Annotated in this window: 15 protein-coding genes; 6 read left to right on the forward strand and 9 right to left on the reverse strand. The window is 63.9% G+C overall.

Translation table 11 applies throughout. The features are described 5' to 3' along the window. Both OP497_RS15215 and OP497_RS15220 read left to right on the forward strand, forming a co-directional pair. On the forward strand, positions 1–600 hold the full coding sequence (locus OP497_RS15215) for a 2-hydroxychromene-2-carboxylate isomerase (protein WP_280549906.1): 600 nt from the start codon (positions 1–3) through the stop codon (positions 598–600). Continuing rightward, entirely contained in the window at positions 600–1361 is a 762-nt protein-coding gene (locus OP497_RS15220) for a haloacid dehalogenase type II (RefSeq protein WP_280549908.1), read from the forward strand. Before OP497_RS15215 ends, OP497_RS15220 begins: the two co-directional genes overlap by 1 nt. A gap of 214 nt (positions 1362–1575) precedes the next feature. Here OP497_RS15220 and OP497_RS15225 read toward each other — a convergent pair whose 3' ends face one another. Both OP497_RS15225 and OP497_RS15230 read right to left on the reverse strand, forming a co-directional pair. After that, positions 1576–2226 (reverse strand): flavin reductase family protein, encoded by a 651-nt coding sequence (locus OP497_RS15225; protein ID WP_280549911.1) that lies wholly within the window; start codon positions 2224–2226, stop codon positions 1576–1578. Then, positions 2223–3539, reverse strand: coding sequence for a DUF2252 family protein (locus OP497_RS15230; protein WP_280549913.1), 1317 nt, complete (start codon positions 3537–3539; stop codon positions 2223–2225). The genes OP497_RS15225 and OP497_RS15230 overlap by 4 nt, the downstream gene beginning before the upstream one ends. A 141-nt stretch (positions 3540–3680) precedes the next feature. On the opposite strand from OP497_RS15230, the gene recC reads away from it, so the two are divergent. Genes recC through recD form a run of 3 tightly spaced genes read left to right on the forward strand, consistent with a single transcriptional unit; the run spans position 3681 to position 13727 of the window. After that, positions 3681–7406, forward strand: a complete 3726-nt coding sequence (recC, locus tag OP497_RS15235; protein WP_280549915.1) for an exodeoxyribonuclease V subunit gamma — start codon at positions 3681–3683, stop codon at positions 7404–7406. Further along, positions 7403–11365 (forward strand): UvrD-helicase domain-containing protein, encoded by a 3963-nt coding sequence (locus OP497_RS15240; RefSeq protein WP_280549916.1) that lies wholly within the window; start codon positions 7403–7405, stop codon positions 11363–11365. Before recC ends, OP497_RS15240 begins: the two co-directional genes overlap by 4 nt. Beyond that, positions 11358–13727 carry an exodeoxyribonuclease V subunit alpha gene (gene recD, locus OP497_RS15245; RefSeq protein WP_280549918.1) on the forward strand — a complete coding sequence of 790 codons (2370 nt, stop codon included), beginning with the start codon at positions 11358–11360 and terminating at the stop codon, positions 13725–13727. The genes OP497_RS15240 and recD overlap by 8 nt, the downstream gene beginning before the upstream one ends. 135 nt (positions 13728–13862) lie before the next feature. Here the strand turns inward: recD and OP497_RS15250 are convergent, their stop codons facing one another. Together OP497_RS15250 and OP497_RS15255 are read right to left on the reverse strand one after the other, a co-directional pair. After that, positions 13863–14405, reverse strand: coding sequence for a hypothetical protein (locus OP497_RS15250; protein WP_280549920.1), 543 nt, complete (start codon positions 14403–14405; stop codon positions 13863–13865). A gap of 129 nt (positions 14406–14534) precedes the next feature. Beyond that, positions 14535–14912 carry a hypothetical protein gene (locus OP497_RS15255; RefSeq protein ID WP_280549922.1) on the reverse strand — a complete coding sequence of 126 codons (378 nt, stop codon included), beginning with the start codon at positions 14910–14912 and terminating at the stop codon, positions 14535–14537. A gap of 132 nt (positions 14913–15044) precedes the next feature. Here OP497_RS15255 and OP497_RS15260 point away from each other — a divergent pair, with 132 nt between their 5' ends. Next, complete coding sequence (locus tag OP497_RS15260) at positions 15045–15617, forward strand: tyrosine-type recombinase/integrase (protein WP_280549924.1); 573 nt, start codon at positions 15045–15047, stop codon at positions 15615–15617. Between the two features lie 180 nt (positions 15618–15797). Here OP497_RS15260 and OP497_RS15265 read toward each other — a convergent pair whose 3' ends face one another. The 5 genes from OP497_RS15265 to OP497_RS15285 all read right to left on the reverse strand — a co-directional run bounded on the left by OP497_RS15265 (position 15798) and on the right by OP497_RS15285 (position 19563). After that, positions 15798–16337, reverse strand: coding sequence for a hypothetical protein (locus OP497_RS15265; RefSeq protein ID WP_280549926.1), 540 nt, complete (start codon positions 16335–16337; stop codon positions 15798–15800). A 69-nt stretch (positions 16338–16406) separates the two neighbouring features. Beyond that, positions 16407–17063 carry a hypothetical protein gene (locus OP497_RS15270; protein ID WP_280549927.1) on the reverse strand — a complete coding sequence of 219 codons (657 nt, stop codon included), beginning with the start codon at positions 17061–17063 and terminating at the stop codon, positions 16407–16409. 2 nt (positions 17064–17065) lie between these two features. After that, positions 17066–18427, reverse strand: a complete 1362-nt coding sequence (locus OP497_RS15275) for a CBASS cGAMP synthase (RefSeq protein WP_280549929.1) — start codon at positions 18425–18427, stop codon at positions 17066–17068. Positions 18428–18668: 241 nt separating this feature from the next. Further along, positions 18669–19010 (reverse strand): DUF427 domain-containing protein, encoded by a 342-nt coding sequence (locus tag OP497_RS15280; RefSeq protein WP_280549931.1) that lies wholly within the window; start codon positions 19008–19010, stop codon positions 18669–18671. Positions 19011–19263: 253 nt separating this feature from the next. Then, positions 19264–19563 (reverse strand): hypothetical protein, encoded by a 300-nt coding sequence (locus tag OP497_RS15285; RefSeq protein ID WP_280549933.1) that lies wholly within the window; start codon positions 19561–19563, stop codon positions 19264–19266. Positions 19564–19713 lie beyond the last annotated feature (150 nt).

Raw genomic sequence — 19713 nt, forward strand, 5'->3', positions numbered from 1 at the left:
ATGCCGACCACGATCCGTTACTACTACACCCACGTCTCGCCGTGGAGCTACCTGGGCCACGCGCGCCTCGGCGAAATCGCCGCCCACCACGGGGCCCGCATCGACTACGTGCCGATCACCCTCGGGGCGATCTTCCCCAGGACCGGCGGGATGCCGCTGGCCAAGCGCGCCCCCGAGCGCCAGGCCTACCGCATGGCCGAGCTCAGGCGCTGGCCACAGCGGTTGGGCATTCCCCTCAACCTGGAGCCGGCGCACTTCCCGACGGATGACCGCCCGGCGGCGCGGCTGGCGCTGACGGCCAAGGCCCAGGGGCATGACATCGCCGACCTGTCGCTGGCACTGATGCGGGCCTGCTGGGTCGAAGAGCGGGACATCGCCGACCCCGGCACCCTGCGCGAGATCGCCGAGGCCTGCGGGCTGGACGGCACGGCCCTGCTGGAGGACGCCGAGAGCGAGGCGGGCCAGCGGCGCCTGGACGAAGCCTGCCAGGCGGCGCTTGCCGATGGCTGCTTCGGGGCGCCCTGGTACCTGCTCGAGGGCGAGCCCTTCTGGGGACAGGACCGCCTGGAACTGCTCGAAGAGGCCCTGAAGAGCAGATGATGCCACAACCGCCTGCCGCCCTGGCCGATGTCAGGGCCCTGACCTTCGATGTCTTCGGTACCGTGGTGGACTGGCGCAGCAGCGTCATCCGCGAAGGCGAGGCGCTGGGCGAGCGCCTGGGCCTGGCGGTGGACTGGGCGGCCTTCGCCGATGCCTGGCGCGGCGGCTACGCGCCGGCCATGGATCGGGTGCGCCGCGGCGAGCTGCCCTGGACGCGCCTCGATGCGCTGCACCGCATGACGCTGGACCGCCTGCTGGACGCGTTCGGCATCAGTGATGCCCTCGACGAGGCCGAGCGCGAGAGGTTCAACCGGGTCTGGCACCGCCTGGACCCCTGGCCGGACAGCGTGGCCGGCCTGGCCCGGCTGCGCGAGCGCTACGTGCTGGCCACCCTCTCCAACGGCAATATGTCGCTGCTGGTGAACATGGCAAAGCGCGCCGGCCTGCCCTGGGACTGCGTGCTCTCGGCGGAGCTCGCCGGCCACTACAAGCGCGACCCCGAGGTCTACCAGATGGCCGCCCGCCTGCTCGACCAGCCGCCTGAACGCATCCTGATGGTCGCCGCCCACCAGGACGACCTCCAGGCCGCCCACCGTGAGGGCTTTCGCACCGCCTTCGTCAAGCGCCCCCTGGAGCACGGCCCCGACGCCACCCCCGACCTCTCGGTGGATCCGGTCTTCGACCTGGTGGCCGACAACTTCCACGATCTGGCCGACCGACTCGGCCTGATGGGAGCCCTGCCCATGCGTAAGAAGCGGTGATGTCGCAGGAGCACAGCTTGCTGCGCGATACATCGCGATACGCCGGGCGCCTGGCGGCGCCAATCGCTCAGTAAACTGAGCTCCCACATGGTGGTATCGCTCGTTGCTTGAGACTCATTATCGACGTGCGATTGCCTTGTAAGATGAACCTTGACCATGACCCTTGACTATGACCCCCTGGGGGGGCCGGTCAGCCGGGCCGCGTGGAAGGGCTTCAGCCGCCGCGCTGCTGGCGGCTCATGGCGCTGCCCGAGGCGGGGCGCTCCACCTCGAAGAGGTCGGTGCAGCGGGCGTAGTCGTTGCCGGCCATGCGCCCGATCGGCCTGAGCCCCTCGGTACTGACGTGGCGGCCGTCCCAGAGGGCGTCATCGACGTGGATCGACACCACCTCGGCCAGCACCAGGTTGCCGGCCAGCGGCTGGTCGCCGAAGCGGATGATCTCGCGCAGCCGGCAGCCGAAGGCCACCGGCGCCGAGGCCACCCGCGGCACCGAGACACCGGGTATCTCGGCCTTCTCCAGCGCCGCCAGGGTGAACTCGTCCTCGCCGCGCGCCAGCCCCGCGCTGGTGGCGTTCATCTCCTCGACCAGTCCCTCGCCGCTGATATGCACCACGCACTCGCCCACCTCGTCGAGGTTGCGGATGGTGTCCTTGGGACTGGCGTCGCCGTCGAGCAGCGGCGAGAAGCCCAGCACCGGCGGGTTGACGCTCACCACGTTGAAGAACGAGAAGGGCGCCAGGTTGGTATTGCCCGCCGCGTCCCGGGTCGAGACCCAGGCGATGGGGCGCGGGCAGATGCTGCCCGAGAGCAGGCGGTAGATCTTGCCCGGGCTCAGGGCGTGTTCCTCCAGCAGGTAGTCGCTCATGACGGCGTCTCCTCGTTCCACTCCATGAAGGTACGATAGTCCTGGCGCACGCAGTCGGCATAGCTGAGCGCCAGGGTGGTCACCATGTCCACGCAGCGCTCGCCCCGCCCCTCGACACAGGTACCGACAGCGCGGGCGAAGCGTCCGGGATCGTCGGGGCTCAGGGCATGGGCGCCGCGCAGGTGTTCCCGGGCCAGGATGCGCCCCCACTGCGTGACCAGCTGGCGGTAAGGCTTGGCGCCGTCGAGCTTGTGGGTCGGGAAGTCCTCCTTGTAGGGCGAGCGCTCGCGCACCGAGAACACGGTATCACCCAGGTGCAGCCAGCCCAGGTAGGGGTCGGGATGCTCGGCGATGGCCACGAAGGCGGCCGCGTGCCGCATTCCCTCGTGGGGAAAGGCGCGGCGCCAGGCGCGCTTCTCGGCGCTGTCCATCAGCCGCCAGCCCTCCGGCGCGGTCTGCTGCTTGACGTCGAGGATGACGTCGTCGTGCTCGTGGTCCTGCCCGCCCTCGATCAACACATAGTAGCGCTCCAGGCCCAGCGAGCCGGTGCCGGCATCGAGGCGCTGGGCCATGTCCTTGACGCGGAAGTGCCCCGCCTCGGCCTCACGCCGGGCACCGCCCAGGGTCTGGCGGTACTCCTCCTCGACCGCCTTGCGCAGCTGGCTGGCCAGGTGCGCCGGCATGGCCGCCAGCTTCTCGGGGCGCTCGGCGAAACGCCGGCCGTCGTCGCTCAGCACGGTCCATTTCTCGAGCATCTTCGCCCGGCTCTTCTTCCTGCCCACCTTCTTCATGAAGGGCTCGAGCGGCCCCTTGGCGGTGGCCAGGGTCACCGCGCCGGGCACCTCACCCTCCACGTGACGGGCCAGCTCGTCGTGGTAGCTGGTGACCAGCGCCTCCAGCGCCTTGCGAATCCCCTTGCCCGACAGACCGGTATTCTCCCGGGCATCCAGTACCAGGCTGATGGCCAGGCGCCACAGGTCATACTGGTAGTCGCCGATCATGGCGTCGTCGAAGTCGTCCATGCCGTAGCGCACGGCGTCGTCGTGATGACCGTAGGCGCCGAAGTTGTAGGCGTGGGCATCGCCCTGCAGCCAGGTCTGGGTCTCCGGCAGGCCGCCGAACAGCGCGAAGCGCCAGTCGTGCCAGACGTCCCACCAATAGAGATGGTTGGTGCCGCGAAAGAAGCGATAGGGCGACTCGGCGAGCTTGGCGTACTTGGCCGCCCGGACCTGGTCGGAGAGCGGGGCATTGGCCGCGGTGATCTCGTCGAGGACCTGGCGGGCGCGATTGTGGCGGGTCAGCGGTTGGGACATGCCTGGATTCCATTCGTTAGCGGGTGCGAAGGCCAGTCAATCAGGCCCCCGGGAAAGTGGCAAGGACGCAAGGCAACCCATGCTCCACGAATGTGGCACCATGAAGGGCACCGCTCCGGCACCCAGCGAAGGAACCGCGCCATGCCCCTAGATCTTCAGGGCCCCGAGCTCAAACCCGGCTTTATGGTGATCCATGGCAACCGCCTGGAGGCCCTGCGCGGCCTGGCGGTGGAGTGGATGCGCCGCCACCCGCTGGGGCCGCTGGAGAACGAGACGATCCTGGTGCAGAGCAACGGCATCAGCCAGTGGCTCAAGCTCGCGCTCGCCGAGGACCGCGCCCAAGGCGGTGCCGGCATCGCCGCAGCACTCGACGTCACCCTGCCGGCGCGCTTCCTGTGGCAGGCCTACCGGGCTGTGCTGGGAGAGGAGCAGGTGCCGCCGGTCTCGCCCTTCGACAAGCCGCGGCTGATATGGCGCCTGATGCGCCTGTTGCCCGCCCTGCTCGACGCCCCCACCTTTGCGCCCCTGGCGCGCTTCCTCGCGGATGATAGCGACCTGCGCAAGCGCCACCAGCTGGCCGAGCGCCTGGCCGACCTCCTCGACCAGTACCAGGTCTACCGCGCCGACTGGCTAGCGGCCTGGGCGGCGGGCGAGGACGTGATCCTCACCGCCCGCGGCGAGGCCCGGCCGCTGGCCGAGGAGCAGCGCTGGCAGGCCGAGCTGTGGCGGGCGCTGCGTGACGACATCGGTGAATCCGGCCTGGCCTCCAGCCGCGCGGCGGTGCACGAGCGCTTCCTCGAGGCGTGCCAGGCGCTGACGAGCGAGAGCCCTCAGCTGTCCTTTGAGAGCCCTCAGCTGTCCTTTGAGAGCCCTCAGCTGTCCTTTGAACAGCGCCGGCCGGCAGGCCTGCCGCGCCGGGTCATCGTCTTCGGCATCTCCTCGTTGCCCGCCCAGACCCTGGAGGCGCTGGCCGCCATGGCCCGGGTCAGCCAGGTGCTGCTCTGTGTGCACAACCCCTGCCGCCACTACTGGGCGGATATCATCGAGCACAAGGACTTGCTACGGGCCGAGAGGAAGCGCCAGCAACGCCGTCCCGGCATGCCGGCGGACCTCGCCGAGACCGAGCTGCACCTCCACGCCCAGCCGCTGCTGGCCGCCTGGGGCAAACAGGGCCGCGACTACCTGCGCCTGCTCGACGAGTTCGACGAGCAGCAGGCCTACCGGGGCCTCTTCGAGGGCGAGGCGCTGCGCATCGACCTCTTCGACTCCCCTCTCCACAACAACGCCGAGCCCAGCCTGCTGCGCCAGCTGCAGGACGATATCCTCGAGCTGCGCCCGCTCGCCGAGACCCGCGAGGCCTGGCCCGCCGTGGACCCGGCCCGCGACCGCTCGCTGCGCTTCCAGGTCGCCCATAGCGCCCTGCGCGAGGTGGAGATCCTCCACGACCAGCTGCTCGCCGCCTTCAGCGAGGACCCGACCCTCAAGCCCCGCGACATCCTGGTGATGGTGCCCGACGTCGACCAGTACGCCGCCGCGGTCCAGGCGGTGTTCGGCCGCCTCGACCCCGACGACCCGCGCCATATCCCCTTCACCCTCTCCGACCAGGCCAGCCGCCACCGCCTGCCGCTGCTGATCGCCCTGGAACAGCTGCTGCGCCTGCCGGAGCTGCGCCTCTCGGTGAGCGACCTGCTCGACCTGCTGGAGGTGCCGGCCATCCGCGCGCGCTTCGCCATCCCGGAGGGTGGCCTGCCCACATTGCGCCGCTGGATCGAGGGCGCCGGCATCCGCTGGGGGCTCGATGCCCGCCAACGCCAGAGCCTCGACCTGCCGGAAGGCCTTACCGCCAACACCTGGGCCTTCGGCCTGCGCCGGCTGCTGCTCGGCTATGCGGTGGGCGACGCCGCCGAGGGCCACTGGCAGGGCATCGAACCCTACGACGACATCGGCGGGCTGGAGGCGGCCCTGGCCGGCCCCCTGGTCAGCCTGGTCGACACCCTGGCGGCCCAGTGGCAGACCCTGGCCGAGCCCTGTGACGTGGCTACCTGGGGCGAGCGGCTGCGCGACCTGCTGGAGGCCTGTTTCCTGGCCGAGTCCGACCAGGACCTGATGGCGATGACCCGGCTCGAGCAGGCCCTCGACGCCTGGCAGGAGAGCGCCGAGGAGGCCGAACTCATCGAGCCCCTGCCGCTCTCGGTGGTGCGCGAGCACTGGCTCGCCCAGGTGGACGAGGCGAGCCTCTCCCAGCGCTTCCTGGCCGGCGCGGTGAACATCGCCACGCTAATGCCGATGCGCGCCATCCCCTTCCGCCACGTCTGCCTGCTGGGCATGAACGACGCCGACTACCCCAGGGTGCAGCGGCCACTGGACATCGACCTGATGGCCCAGGACTACCGGCCTGGCGACCGCTCACGCCGCGAGGACGACCGCTACCTCTTCCTCGAGGCGCTGCTCTCGGCCCGCGACCGGCTGAGCATCAGCTGGGTGGGGCGCAGCATCATCGACAACAGCGAGCAACCGCCCTCGGTGCTGCTCGGCCAGCTGCGTGACCACCTGGCCCGCGGCTGGCGGCTGGCCGGAAAGGCAGACGATACCGACGGCAAGGCGCTGCTGGCGGCGCTGACCACCGAGCACCCACTGCAGCCCTTCAGCATCGAGTACTTTCGTGGTGCGGCATCGGGCACCGGTGGAGAGGGCTCCCGCCTGGCTACCTTTGCCCACGAGTGGCGCGAGCTGCACCGACCCGACTTCAAGCCCGCGCCGGCCAAAGCGGGGCCGCTGCCCCCGTTCCGGCAGGAAAGCCCGCTGACCCTGGCCCAGCTGGGCAACTTCCTCAAGGCGCCGGTACAGGCCTTCTATACCACCCGGCTCAAGGTCTTCCTGGAGATCGAGGCCATGGAGCGGCTCGACCACGAGCCCTTTACACTCGACGGCCTCGACCACTGGCAGCTCCAGCATGCGCTGATCGAGGCGAGCCGCGCGGCGGTGGAGGCCGGCGAGCCCCATGAGCCCACCATGCTGGCCACCCTGGAACGCCTCGAGCGCCAGGGGCGCCTGGCCATAGGCGGCTTCGCCGAGCAGATGCGTGACAAGCTCGTCGAGCCCATGGACACCCTCTTCGCCGACTATCGCCAGGTGCTCGGTGAATGGCCCCACGCCCTGGACGAGCCGCTCGGTGTCTCGCTGGACCTGCAAGAAGCGCTGGGCGAGGGTCTGGCGCTGGAGGACTGGCTGGGCGAGCTGCGCGTCAACGACGCCATGGAGCGCTGCCGGGTGCTGCTCACCACCAGCAGCCTGGTCAAGAAGAGCAAGTACCAGTGGCGGCACTGGCTTACCCCCTGGGTGGCCCACCTGGCGGGTCAGCTGGAGGGGCCCATGACCACGCGTCTGCTCTCCCGCGCCGGCGGTGGCACCCTCGCCCCGCTCCCCGCCGAGCAGGCCCGCGCTCACCTGGCCGACATTGCCGCGGCCTGGCAGCTCGGCATGGCCACCCCCCTGCCGCTGGCCCGGGACACCGCCTTCGCCTGGCTGGAGAAGGGCGGCACGCCCCAGGCCATGGCCCGCTGCCTCGCCGACCGGGCCAGCGAGGAGGACGACAAGGCCTGGAAGGCCGCCGACACCGCCTTCCACGGTAGCGGCTACCACAACGACCACGGCGAGCGCGGCCGCGACCCCTACCTGATGCGCCAGTGGCCGGAGCTCGAGGCCATGCTGGATGCCAAGCTGTCGCCAATGGGGTCTGACCCCGCAGCCGGCACCATTGGCTTCGCCGAGCTGGCCGAGCGGCTCTACGCCCCGCTATTACAGGCGGTACGCAAGCCGAAGGAGAAGAAGGGAAATAGCGGCAAGGGCAAGGGAGGCCAGGCATGAGCACGCAGGACCAGAAGACGCCCCCGACCCTGGACCCGATCCACCTGCCGCTCACCGGCAGCCGGCTGATCGAGGCCAGCGCCGGCACCGGCAAGACCTTCACCATCGCCCTGCTCTACGTGCGCCTGGTGCTGGGCCCGCGGGACGAGGCCGACGCCGAGAGCTTCCCCCGCGCCCTCACCCCGCCGGAGATCCTGGTGGTGACCTTCACCAACGCCGCCACCCGGGAGCTGCGCGACCGCATCCGCGCCCGGCTGGTGGAGGCTGCGGATGCGTTTCAATCGGGGACAGACCCCCATTTCGCAGAAATGGGGGTCTGTCCCCCATTCGACCCGCTGCTGGCCCTGCGCGATAGCTACCCCCGCGAGCGCTGGCCCGCCTGCGCGCGCCGCCTGCAGCTCGCCGCCGAGTGGATGGACGAGGCCGCGGTCTCCACCATCCACGCCTGGTGCCACCGCATGCTGCGCGAGCACGCCTTCGAGAGCGGCAGCCTCTTCTCGCTGGAGATGAACCTCGACCAGTCGGAGCTCGAGCTCGAGGTCGCCCGGGACTACTGGCGCAGTTTCTACTACGCCCTGGACGCCGAGGCCCTGGCGGTGGTCACCCACTACTGGGAAACCCCCGATGCCCTGGCCGAGGACGTGCGCCGCCTGCAGGGCGACGCCGACCTGCTGCCCGATGCCCCGCCTCCCGCCAGTGCCCTGGCCGCCATGCAGGGCGAGCGCGAGCAGGTGCTGGGCGAGCTCAAGGCGCCCTGGCCCGCCTGGGTGGATGAACTCGCCAGGCTGTTCGATGAAGGTCAGCAAGCCAAGGCGTTCAATGGCAGCAAGATGCGCAAGGACCATCGCAGCAACTGGCTGGACAAGCTGCGCGAGTGGGCCACAACCGACATGGATTGGCCGGACCTGGATCGCAAGGCCGCTGCCTGGCACCGTCTGACACCCGCGGGCATCGCCGAGATCTGGAAGACGGGCGAGCCGCTGGACCACCCGGCCCTGCACGCCCTGGCCGAGCTGCCGACACGCCTCGAGGCCCTGCCCGACGCCCACGCCGACCTGCTGGCCCACGCCGTGCACTGGATGAGCGAGCGCCGCGAGCGCATGCAACAACGCCGCGCCGAGCTCGGCCCCGACGACCTGCTCGAGCGTCTCGACCGCGCCTTCGAGGGCCCCGCCGGCAAGGCGCTGGCGGCCCACGTGCGCCGCCAGTTCCCGGTAGCCCTGGTGGACGAGTTTCAGGACACCGATCCAGTGCAGTACCGGCTCTTCGACCACGTCTACCGGCTGGCCCAGGCGCCGGATCCCGGGGAGCCCAGCGCCGTGCTGCTGATCGGCGATCCCAAGCAGGCGATCTACGCCTTCCGCGGCGCCGACATCCACACCTACCTGCAGGCGCGACGCGACACCGCGGGTCGCCACGTCACCCTAGGCACCAACTTCCGCTCGGCCACCGCCATGGTGGAGGCCGTCAACCGGGTGTTCCGCTTCGCCGAGTCTCACCCCGCCGGCCGCGGCGCCTTCCTGTTCCGCTCGGCCGAAGGCGACAATCCAGTACCGTTCTTCCCGGTGGCGGCCAAGGGCAGGAAGGATTCCCTGACCCGCGACGGCGAACCGCTGCCGGCCATGACGCTCTGGCACCTGCCGGCGGAGAGCGACGACGCTGACGACGGGATGAGCAAGGGCGCCTACTTCAAGGCGATGGCCGCGCGCTGCGCCAGCCACATGGCCGAACTGCTGCGCGAGGGCCAGGCCGGGCGCACCGGCTTCAGCGAGCCGGACGAGCCTTTTCGAGCACTCAAGCCCTCGGACCTTGCCGTGCTGGTCAACAACGCGAACGAGGCCAGGGCGATCCGCGGCGCGCTGCTCGAGCGCGGCATCAAGAGCGTCTACCTCTCCGACAAGGAGGGGGTGTTCGAGACCCCGGCGGCCCTGGAGCTGGAGGTGTGGCTGGCCGCCTGCGCCGAGCCCGACAGCGAGCGGCGCCTGCACGCCGCGCTCGCCATGCCCAGCCTCGGGATGGGCCTCCACGATCTCGACGCCCTGCAGCACGACGAGCTGGCCTGGGAGGAGCGCGTGCTGCAGTTCCGGGCTTACCACCGCCAGTGGCAGCGCCAGGGGGTGCTGCCCATGCTGCATCGGCTGCTCGCCGACTTCGCCGTGCCCACCCGGCTGCTTGCAAGGAGGGACGAATCGGCGAGCGGGATGCAGCACAAGGCGCACGGAGCACAGGAAGCGAGACATAACGAGGGGTTAGGCGAGCTTTCGAGCACCGCGCAACGCAGTGATGCGCCCGCGCAGCCATTCATCCACGGAGAAAGGCACCTCACCGACCTGCTCCACCTGGGCGAGCTGCTGCAGCAGGCCAGCGCCGAGCTCGACGGCGAGCACGCCCTGCTGCGCCATCTCAGCGAGGCGCGCGCCCAGCCCCCGGCACAGGCCGACACCCACCGCCTGCACCTGGAGAGCGACGCCGACCTGGTGCAGGTGATCACCATCCACAAGTCCAAGGGGCTCGAGTACCCGCTGGTCTTCCTGCCCTTCATCTGCGCCTTCCGCGAGAAGAAGGCCAGCGACCTGCCGCTCACCTGGCACGACGAGGCGGGCCGGCGCCACCTCTCGCTGGAGGCGGACGAGACGGTGCTGGCCCGCGCCGACGACGAGCGCCTCGGCGAGGACCTGCGCAAGCTCTACGTGGCCCTGACCCGCGCCCGCCATGCCACCTGGCTGGGCATCGCCCCGCTCAAGGGGCTGGAGCGCAGCGCCATCGGCCAGGTGCTCACCGCCGGTGCGCCGCTCTCGCCAGACGGCTTGCTGGATGCCCTCTTCCCCCTCGCCAAGGGGGCTGAGGAAACGGAGCTGACGGTGGAGCCGGCGCCCGAGCCCGATGACCTGATGGTGCCCATCAAGGCCCACGACGAGGCCCTGCGCGAGGCACTCACCCCCACCCGCCGCGCCCGGGAGCACTGGTGGATCGCCAGCTACTCGGCACTGCGGCTGGGCGTCGAGCGCATCGGTGAGGGGGAGGAGCCGCCCGAAACGGCGCTCTCCATGGAAGAGCCCGAGACCGCGCTCCTGACCCCGCTATTGAGAGAAGAGCCCGAAACCGCTCTGGAGGCCACTGCGCGGGAGATGCGCGACGAGCCCCAGGACCCGGCCCAGCCTGTCCAGCAGGCGAGTGGCGGCTCGCTCCACCGCTTCCCCCGCGGCCCGGCGGCGGGCACCTTCCTGCACGGCCTGCTGGAGTGGGCCGGGCATGAGGGCTTCGCGCGGCTGGCCGCCGACCCCGAGCGCCTGGACGACACCCTGGCGCGGCGCGCCAACCTGCGCGGCTGGCGCGAGCGCATCCCCGCGCTGCAGGCCTGGCTGCGCGGGCTGCTGACAAGCGAATTGCCGGTGCCGAGCGCTCCCGACGGGCCGGTCGCACCGCTGCACCTCGACCGGTTGGAGAGCGCTCACTATCAGGTCGAGCTGGAGTTCTGGTTTGCCGCCCACCAGGTCGACACCGCTCGCCTGGACGCCCTGGTGAGCGCTCACACCCTGGGCGGCGCCGCCCGCCCAGCGCTGGAGCACGACCGGCTCAACGGCATGCTCAAGGGTTTCATCGACCTGGTGGTGGAGCACGAGGGGCGCTTCTACGTGCTCGACTGGAAGTCCAACCACCTGGGCCGCGACGACGCGGCCTATTCCGAGGCGGCCATGGTTGATGCGGTCCGCGAGAAGCGCTACGACCTGCAGTACTGCCTCTACCTGCTGGCCCTGCACCGCCTGCTCAAATCGCGGCTGCCGGACTACGACATCGACCGCCACCTGGGTGGGGCGCTCTACGTCTTCCTGCGCGGCCAGCACGCACCTTCCCGCGGTGTGCACCGCGAGCGCCCGCCACGCCAACTGATCGAAGCACTGGACGCCCTGTTCCGCGACGCCCAGCACGTCACGACAAAGGAGCCCAGCCATGAGTGACCACCCGCACACCGACGAGGCCACCCCCAACGAGGCCGCCACCGCCGAGGCCCTGCACGACAGCGAGGCGCTGTTCGCCCTGCTCGACCGCTGGGTGACCCGCGGCTGGCTGCGCGCCCTGGACCGCGCCTTTGCCGCCTTCCTGGCCCGCGAGGTGCCGGACGCCTCCGCCCCGCTGCTGCTGGCCGCGGCGCTGGCCAGCCATCAGCTAGGCCGTGGCCATGTCTGCCTGGATCTCGAACTTACCCTGGCCGAGCCGGACCTGGCGCTCTCGCTGCCGCCGGAAGGCGACAGCCTGGAGGACCCGCCGCCGCGGCCCAGCCAGCTGCTCGGCGAGCTGGCGCTGGCCGATTGGCAGCAAGCGCTCACTCACCCGCTGGTCGTCGGCCACGGCCCCGGCAACACCCCGCTGGTGCTTGACGGCACCCGGCTCTACCTGCGCCGCTACTGGCACCACGAGCGCTCGATCCAGCAGCATATCGCCGCCAGAGTGGAGACCCCGACACCTCGCGATGGCGCCGATCGGCGCCCGGATGATATCTCAGAAACTGACGCAAGCCCTTGTGGGAGCTCACGGTCCGGCGTTCCGGCTCTGCTGCGCGATGGCGCCGCCAGGCGCCCTGATTTAAGCATGAACCTCGAGGCTCTCTCCCAGGCCCTCGATGCCCTCTTCCCCTCCAGCACCCGGCTGGACTGGCAGAAGGCCGCCTGCGCCCTGGCCGCCCGCTCGCCCTTCGCGGTGATCACCGGCGGCCCCGGCACCGGCAAGACCACCACCGTGGTCAAGCTGCTCGCCCTGCTGCAGACCCTGGCGCTGGGCGAGGGCCAGCGAGCGCTGCGCATCCGCCTGGCCGCCCCCACCGGCAAGGCCGCCGCGCGCCTCAACGAATCCATCGCCGGGCAGGTCAGCTCACTGCAGCTGGATGGCCTGGCCCCCCTGCTGGCTGCCTTAGAGAAGGATGAGGGCAGCAACCCATTGTGGGAGCCCAATTTATTGGGCGATGGCGGTGTCAGCAGGCTCAGATCCGCCATCCCCACGGAGGTCACCACCCTCCACCGGCTTTTGGGTTCCCGCCCCGATACCCGCCACTTCCGCCACAACGCCCGCCACCCGCTGCCGCTGGACGTGCTGGTGGTGGACGAGGCCTCCATGGTCGACGTGGAGATGATGGCCGCCCTGCTCGACGCCCTGCCGCCCCGTGGGCGACTGGTGCTGCTGGGCGACAAGGACCAGCTCGCCTCCGTAGAGGCCGGTTCCGTGCTGGGCGACCTGTGCGCGCGCGCCAAGGGCGGCCACTACACGCCCGACACCGCCGACTGGCTCGCCGAGGCCACCGGCCAGGCGCTGCCCGCGGAGATGCTCGACGCCGGGGGTGCCCCGCTGGACCAGGCCATCGCCATGCTGCGCGTGAGCCACCGCTTCGATGCCGAGAGCGGCATCGGCCAGCTGGCCGGCGCCGTGAACCAGGACGCTCCGGGGAAGCAGAAGCGCACCGCCATCCGCGGCGTGCTGGCCCACGGCTATGCCGACCTCTCGCACCTGAAGCTCGAGACCGACCACGACCGGAAGCTGGAGCGGCTGGTGGTCTCGGGCCACGCTGCGGGCTTCCCTGATCGAGGAAAGAGCCGCGGCGAGGGCCGCACGCTGCGCGGCCGGCCCCTGCCGCCGCCAGTGGGCTATCGCCACTATTTAGAGGTAATGCAGAACCTGGAAGCCATGAAGCACGCCGCGCCGCAGGCAGGCGCGGATGGCGAGATCGACCGCGAGGCCCTGGACGACTGGGCCCGCACGGTGCTGGCCGCCCACGGCAAGTTCCAGCTGCTCTGCGCCCTGCGCCGCGGCCCCTGGGGCGTGGAGGGGCTCAACGAGCGCATCCGCGTCGCGCTGGAGAAGGAAGGACTGATCGACACCGGCGACGGCCGCCGGCTCTGGTACTCCGGCCGCCCGGTGCTGGTGACAAGCAACGACTACAGCCTAGGGCTGATGAACGGCGATATCGGCATCACCCTGGCGCTGCCGCAACCGGCAAGCTGCAGCGATGGCGCAAAACGCGGCCCGGCGCTGCGCGTGGCCTTCCCCGCCGGGGACGGCAGCGGCGATATCAAGTGGGTGCTGCCCAGCCGACTGCAGGCGGTAGAGACGGTCTACGCCATGACGGTGCACAAGTCCCAGGGCTCGGAGTTCACCCACACCGCCCTGCTGCTCCCCGACGCCCCCAACCCGATCCTCACGCGGGAGCTGGTCTACACCGGCATTACCCGCGCCAAGCACTGGCTCACCCTGGTCGAGACCGGCCGCGGCCAGCTGCTGGATGCAGTAGAGCGACGCGTGATGCGGGTGAGTGGGTTGGGGAAGGTATAAAAGGCTGCCATTGCCTCTACAGCCCCCAGTGTCAGCATTCGGCCAGAAGCAGACCTTGCGATCATGCTGATATAACGACTGAGTTAAGCCGCGCTGCGAAGCGGCGTCGGCTTAGACGAATTGTTAGCCGCCGGCTCAACGCGCATAGCGAGCCACATAGTCTTGCCTCTTCTCGTTCCAATGAAAGCTCAATTCAGTTACTGCCGATGAGTCATTGGCAAAGACGCGAAAGAGGCTTATGAGGTCCTCGATCAAGAACTCATAAGCCCACTTGTGGCGCATAAAATCGGAGAAGATAAGTATACCTTTGAAGGCCGTACCCTCAGACCAGGTTTTCATCCAGTAATAATGGATAAGCTGGTTGCAAACATCAACCACGCCAAGTTCCGACGGCTCAGGATTCGCGATATCGAATCGGTCTTCCGGGAATCCCGGGCCAACATATGTGAAAGACTTAGTCCCGATCTTCTTGTACCGGATTACCGGCGCCCGTACGTTACGAGCACGATCGTTCACCTTCGAACGCTCAAGTAAGGAACGGACCTGAAACGCTACCAACATCAGGCGGCGCTCATACAGTACAAGCTGCTTCTCCGACCACCTACGGTATCTACGATGCCTCTTGAGCCACGCCAACTCTGCTCGCAGCTCTTGACGCCAATAAATTGATTCAATCATCTGCTCAGCTCTTAAGTGGCATGCGACAAACCTGATCTGACGGCTAACACCAGCAATAAACGGCGCCCTGACAAGGGCGTCCGGTGGAGGCCGAAGGCCGGAACGAATTTGATTGCCTTGTTAGGGTTTTCATAGCGTAATCCCGAAATAGTGCGCAACCACCCAAGCAACAACAAGAACTAGAACGCCTGCAATGACACCCTCGGCGATTTTGATAAGGGACATGCGGTTGGTCACGACAGACTTTGTCTGCCCCGCACTTTCAGGAGGTTTGGCTTCTGGTTTTTGGGAAGCGCCTCTGCTTGAATTCTTTTGGTCGTTTTCTGGCTTGAAACGTCGTGTTTCATTCCTGACCGTTGGTTCGTTTGTGTCGAACCTTTCAATAATTGCGCGGGCTTCGGCGATTTTCTTTTCGAGGCTCAGCCTTTTTATTGGGTCATCCTCTATGACCTGTTCAGTCCTTAGCCTAGCGACTTCATTTTTAAGGAACTCGATTTCATCGGTCATGATGAACCCTAACAAGGATGAACGAGCATACTGCCTTTGCCGGCATGGCTGCTTTGGGTCAAATGCTGAATCCATCACACATTGAGCATGTTATGGACCATCCTATACATTCCATCCGTGGAGGTCCATGCCATGAACGCTTCAGAAACCAGTACCCGCGAACCATGGAACAAAGGCAAGCTGGTTGGTCAGAAAACACCTTTTCGCATCAAAGACATCTGGGCCATTCGTGTCCGGCTGCAGCTTGCTGAGAAGGTACGAGACTTGGTGGCTTTGCGTGTCCGAGATGTGACCCATGGTGACCATATATCGTCAAGAGCCACTATAATGCAGAAGAAGACGAAGAGACCGGTACAGTTTGAGATAACCGATCAAACTCACAATGCTCTAAAAACATGGATTCTACGTGCCAAGCTTCGAAACGAGGACTACTTATTTCCAAGCCGTTCGAGCAGGATAGATCACCTGTCTACGCGACAGTACGCCCGGATTGTTAAAGACTGGGTAACCTCGATCGGGCTGGACCCATCAGCATATGGCACGCACACGCTGCGAAGAACTAAGGCAACTCTAATCTACCGCCGAACAAAAAATCTGAGGGCTGTTCAGCTATTATTGGGCCATACGAAGCTTGAGAGCACTGTTCGATATCTTGGCATTGAGGTTGATGATGCATTAGAAATGGCAGAGCAAACGGAAGTATAGGAAAAAAAACGACGACCTAGTTTTTGGTCGTCGTTATTTGGCCAGAAGCGGTCTTTGAGACTTGCTGATGTATAGTATTTCGGCTCAGGCGTGCACAAAGCGCCGCACCCGCATCTAGATAGAACGAGAAGGGCGTTGCGCTTTTGTGCGTCGACTGGAACCGGTGGTTAGGTTGCACTTTCACTGCGCCCTCAGATGCTCAACGAGTTCAACCGCCGCATGAACGTATACCGATGCTGCTTTCTGGTCGATCTCAAGCTTTTCGTAATGCGCAGCCTTATTTCTTAACTCGCGAAGCTTTCGAAAATTCTGCGCCTGACGTGAATTTAGGACCTTGCATTGCTCAAGGTAGTCCCCAAGTTTGGCGTAATTTCTAAATACTTCACGATTCGAGCCGGTCCAAAATGAAGCTGCCACTCTCGCAGCTTCAGCTTCAACCTGGAGCCAGGCTTCGATAATCGCGGCACGGGGCGAGACTTCCGCAAGCCTCTCAAGCTCGCTTCCCGAGCCTTTTGAACCCTGAACCTGTAACTGTTCAGCGGGAGGTTTCAGTTCATTCAAACCTTCCGCAAACTCGAGCTCTAATTCTTTGTACTTCAGCTTCCGCAAAAGTGGAACCAACTCTGTCACTGGCTTTTTGAGCAAAACGACAAAGACAACTGTCGCGACGGGCCAAGCCAATGAGCCGATGATACTGGCGAAAAACTCGAGAAATGTCATCGTGAAACCTAACGTCTGGCTCTGGGGCTACATGGAGCAAAGCGTAATGCAGTCGCCAGCAGCCATTGGTTAACTATTTTTTTGCTTCATTGTAATTAGTCCGGCCGTGTTCATCCCTCGCTGCCACGCCCTGTTTGTCCAATACGTTCCTTTTAAAACTGTATCTTCCTCATTAATTATTATCTCAAGCTTGGCCGCCCCCTCAAAGAGTCTATCATCTGTTTCTTCTGGATACGGAACCGAGGCCTCAAAAATATAACTCAAATAGAAAGTTCCGGTGCGAGGATCTCGATAGAGTTCACTTTGTATTACCTTACTTCCTTGATAACCATCCAAAGATCTCAAGGCCAATTTAAATCCAAATAGATCTGCCTTAATGGCTAGCTCAACTTCCTTTACGGTTTTGTTTCCACTTTCGTCAGTGTAGTTTGAGTAAACCTCGCCGAGCCACTTTCCGTTGAGATTTGGACATACAGATTTATGTAAAACATCCCCAAGAAATGGAGACTTCCAAAAAACTAGCCATCCCCACCTCCCGATAACAAAAATAATCCCGACAAATATTAGCGTTATCGGTGTCGCCAGCTTAAAGGCATCCCCAAAGCTATCCCAGGAAATTGCGCCATCTTCAGGGCCCAATAATAAGATCAAAGCCGATAGAAATAAGGCTGAAAATATTGCGAGCAATGCCTTTAACAGTCCAATCTTCGGAAATACTCTCCACATATCTATCTACCTTTGTAATACTTTTTCTTCGGCGGATTTCTCAAAGGACGAGAAAAACCAGTGATGCGAACCTTCACTACCCCCATACCCTTTATGTTGTTCTTATCCAGAATCAGGCATTCCATATAATGTGTGCCGCTATAGCTACAATCCTCGTATCGCTCATCGCTTACTGAAAGTACCGAAGTGTGACCAAGATCATTGACCCTTTTTGCTTCTGCATCTTGATTACGAACGATCCAATGAACCTCGACAGTTTCACTATAATCTGACTTATTGTCAATTGAAAAATAAAGTTCTTCATCACGAAAAACCCTTATCTCATCTGTCACTTTACTAGAAAGTAGCTTTCCATTTTTTCCGAGGTGACGAACATTAATCTTAGGTGGCACTGTTATTGCGGGAAGGTTTGTTTTCTTTGACACTTCGTCAATCCTTTCAGCAAAGGGAGGGAACATGTGCTCAAATGTTGCACCCCACAGAACGTATTGCTGAAGGCTATCCTCTGAATTACCGATAAATTCGCAGGAATTCTTTAATGCTATTGCTCTACTTTTTATTTTTTCATATTTATTATCTTCAAACTCAAACAACTCCCCACCGTTACAAGGGTTGTCCAAGGTGTCGTTCGAGATGATATAAGCCGCACAATTTACAGCGGTTTGAATGAAGGCATCATCGTCATCATCCTCTTCAACATATTGCTCTGCTACTAGTACCGTAATTGCGATTGAGGGAATTCTAATACCATCTTCTTTCCCCTTAATTAGTGTCCATGCTTTTAGATACTTAATTATCCTTCTAAGCTGAGCCAGAGATTTCGGCGTAAGACTTGAGACTTTTTTATTAAACCAGTCTTGAAGAGCTTTGGGATCGCTATCAACCCACTCGTCCGACTCAACTGCGAGCTTACAAGTATCGGTTTCAGAATCGTAATAATAAATAGGTATATCAATGTGGAAAGATGAAAGGTAAATCAATCGCTCACAACTCGTTCTGCTTTCTCCGACCTTAGCTTCTGGTCTATTTGAAGAATACCACTCAAGAATATTTTTATTAAGCTGCTTTACTTCTAAAGCAGATAACCCCTCATCTTCTGCGTTACATAAAAAATATACTCCAACATCAATATCAAATTCATCACCTTTTTGCATAGGCCTTATAAGCGTATGATTTTTATACGACCCTTGGAGCCAGTGTTTTACTGGAACCTCCAGCGATGCGGCAAGCTCAGGCTTAATCAACTCAAGCAGTTTATCTTTCTTCGCCCTAGCGTCTTCTAACTGCTCAGGCGTCAACGATATACGTGTAAACAGTGTTTCATTTTCATTATTGTCAAAAAACAGCTTGGCACTTAAGCCCATAAATTTGACTCCATACGCTTACATCCACGCGCCGGCCAGTTAACATTGTACTATATAGCATGATATAGCTTGTTTTATATTCCATTTGAGTGCGCGTGCGCGTTCAACAATGTTTTGCTGCGCGATCGAGCACATCTCATCCTATTGAACACCTTAGGAACAAATTATAATTCGGTAGTATAACACCAAACATCGTGCCTGCTGCCTTTCCCGCATGACCGCTTTGGGTCGATATCTGACTTCACTCTACAATCTCCGTCGCCTTGTCGGCGTCAAACGCCAGCCGGCCGGCAATCGCCTGCATCTCCTGAGTGGGCTGTTCATAACTCCACGCCACATCCTTGTGCTCATCAAACGAGAAGTAACTGGTATCGCCTTTGAACGGGCAGTGAGTGACGGTCTCGGAGGGCGTCAGCAGGTCCATGCGCACATCATCGCGGGGTAGGTACTGCCTCGGCGGATAGCCAGGTTCGCGCAGTTCGATAGCGTTGTGGGTATCGGCGATCATGGTGTCGCCATCAAGAATGCGCACCCGTCGGGTATGCGGCTGCAAGCTGATGCGGGGTGCAGTGTGGTCGGCCATTGACAGCTCCCTTGCTGGTTGGCGTCTCAACCAGCTTAGGGAACATGGGGGAAGCTGTCACTCGATTCGTGGCAAGTGCGTCTTCGTCATTGGTCATACCCGCCGCCGTGGTCGCGGGGTATCCTCGCCGAATCTCCGCTGACGCTGAACGTCGGCGTGGCCGGCGAAGTATGGCTGGTGCCCGACGATGGCAAGCCGCTGCGGATCGGCGCGGGTACATGGCGATGAAGGGCACTGCAGCCCAGCGAGTCGCCTACACCACGGCTATCCAGAACAGGCCGCCGATGACAGCAAGAGCGACCGACACCACAACACCGGCGTGTCCGCCTCCCCTGCCAACCAGAATTCGGGCGGCGATAGCCGAACCCATCAGGATCCAGCCCACACCGATCAAGACGGTATCCGTGCCGTGCACACGGTGGTCGCCTCCGAATTTCGCCGGTGTGGTGACCGAATCCGACAGAATGGCATCCACGCCACAAAACATCGCCCCAGCGGCCAGCAAGGCCAATACGATCGAGCCAGCCACGCCAGGCGGCCCCTTGGGGTTCATACACCATCGCCCTGTGGGTTACGCGGCCCCTCGCTGGAGGGCTCTGTGAAGAAAAATCGCCGCCGAGGCCATCCGATGGCGTTACTGGGTCCCGTATCTTGCCTGGCCGGCGGTTCAGCAAGCGATGGTCAGCAACCACTGGCCAGGCGC

This window comes from Halomonas sp. 11-S5 (assembly GCF_029889825.1).
Classification (GTDB): Bacteria; Pseudomonadota; Gammaproteobacteria; order Pseudomonadales; family Halomonadaceae; genus Halomonas.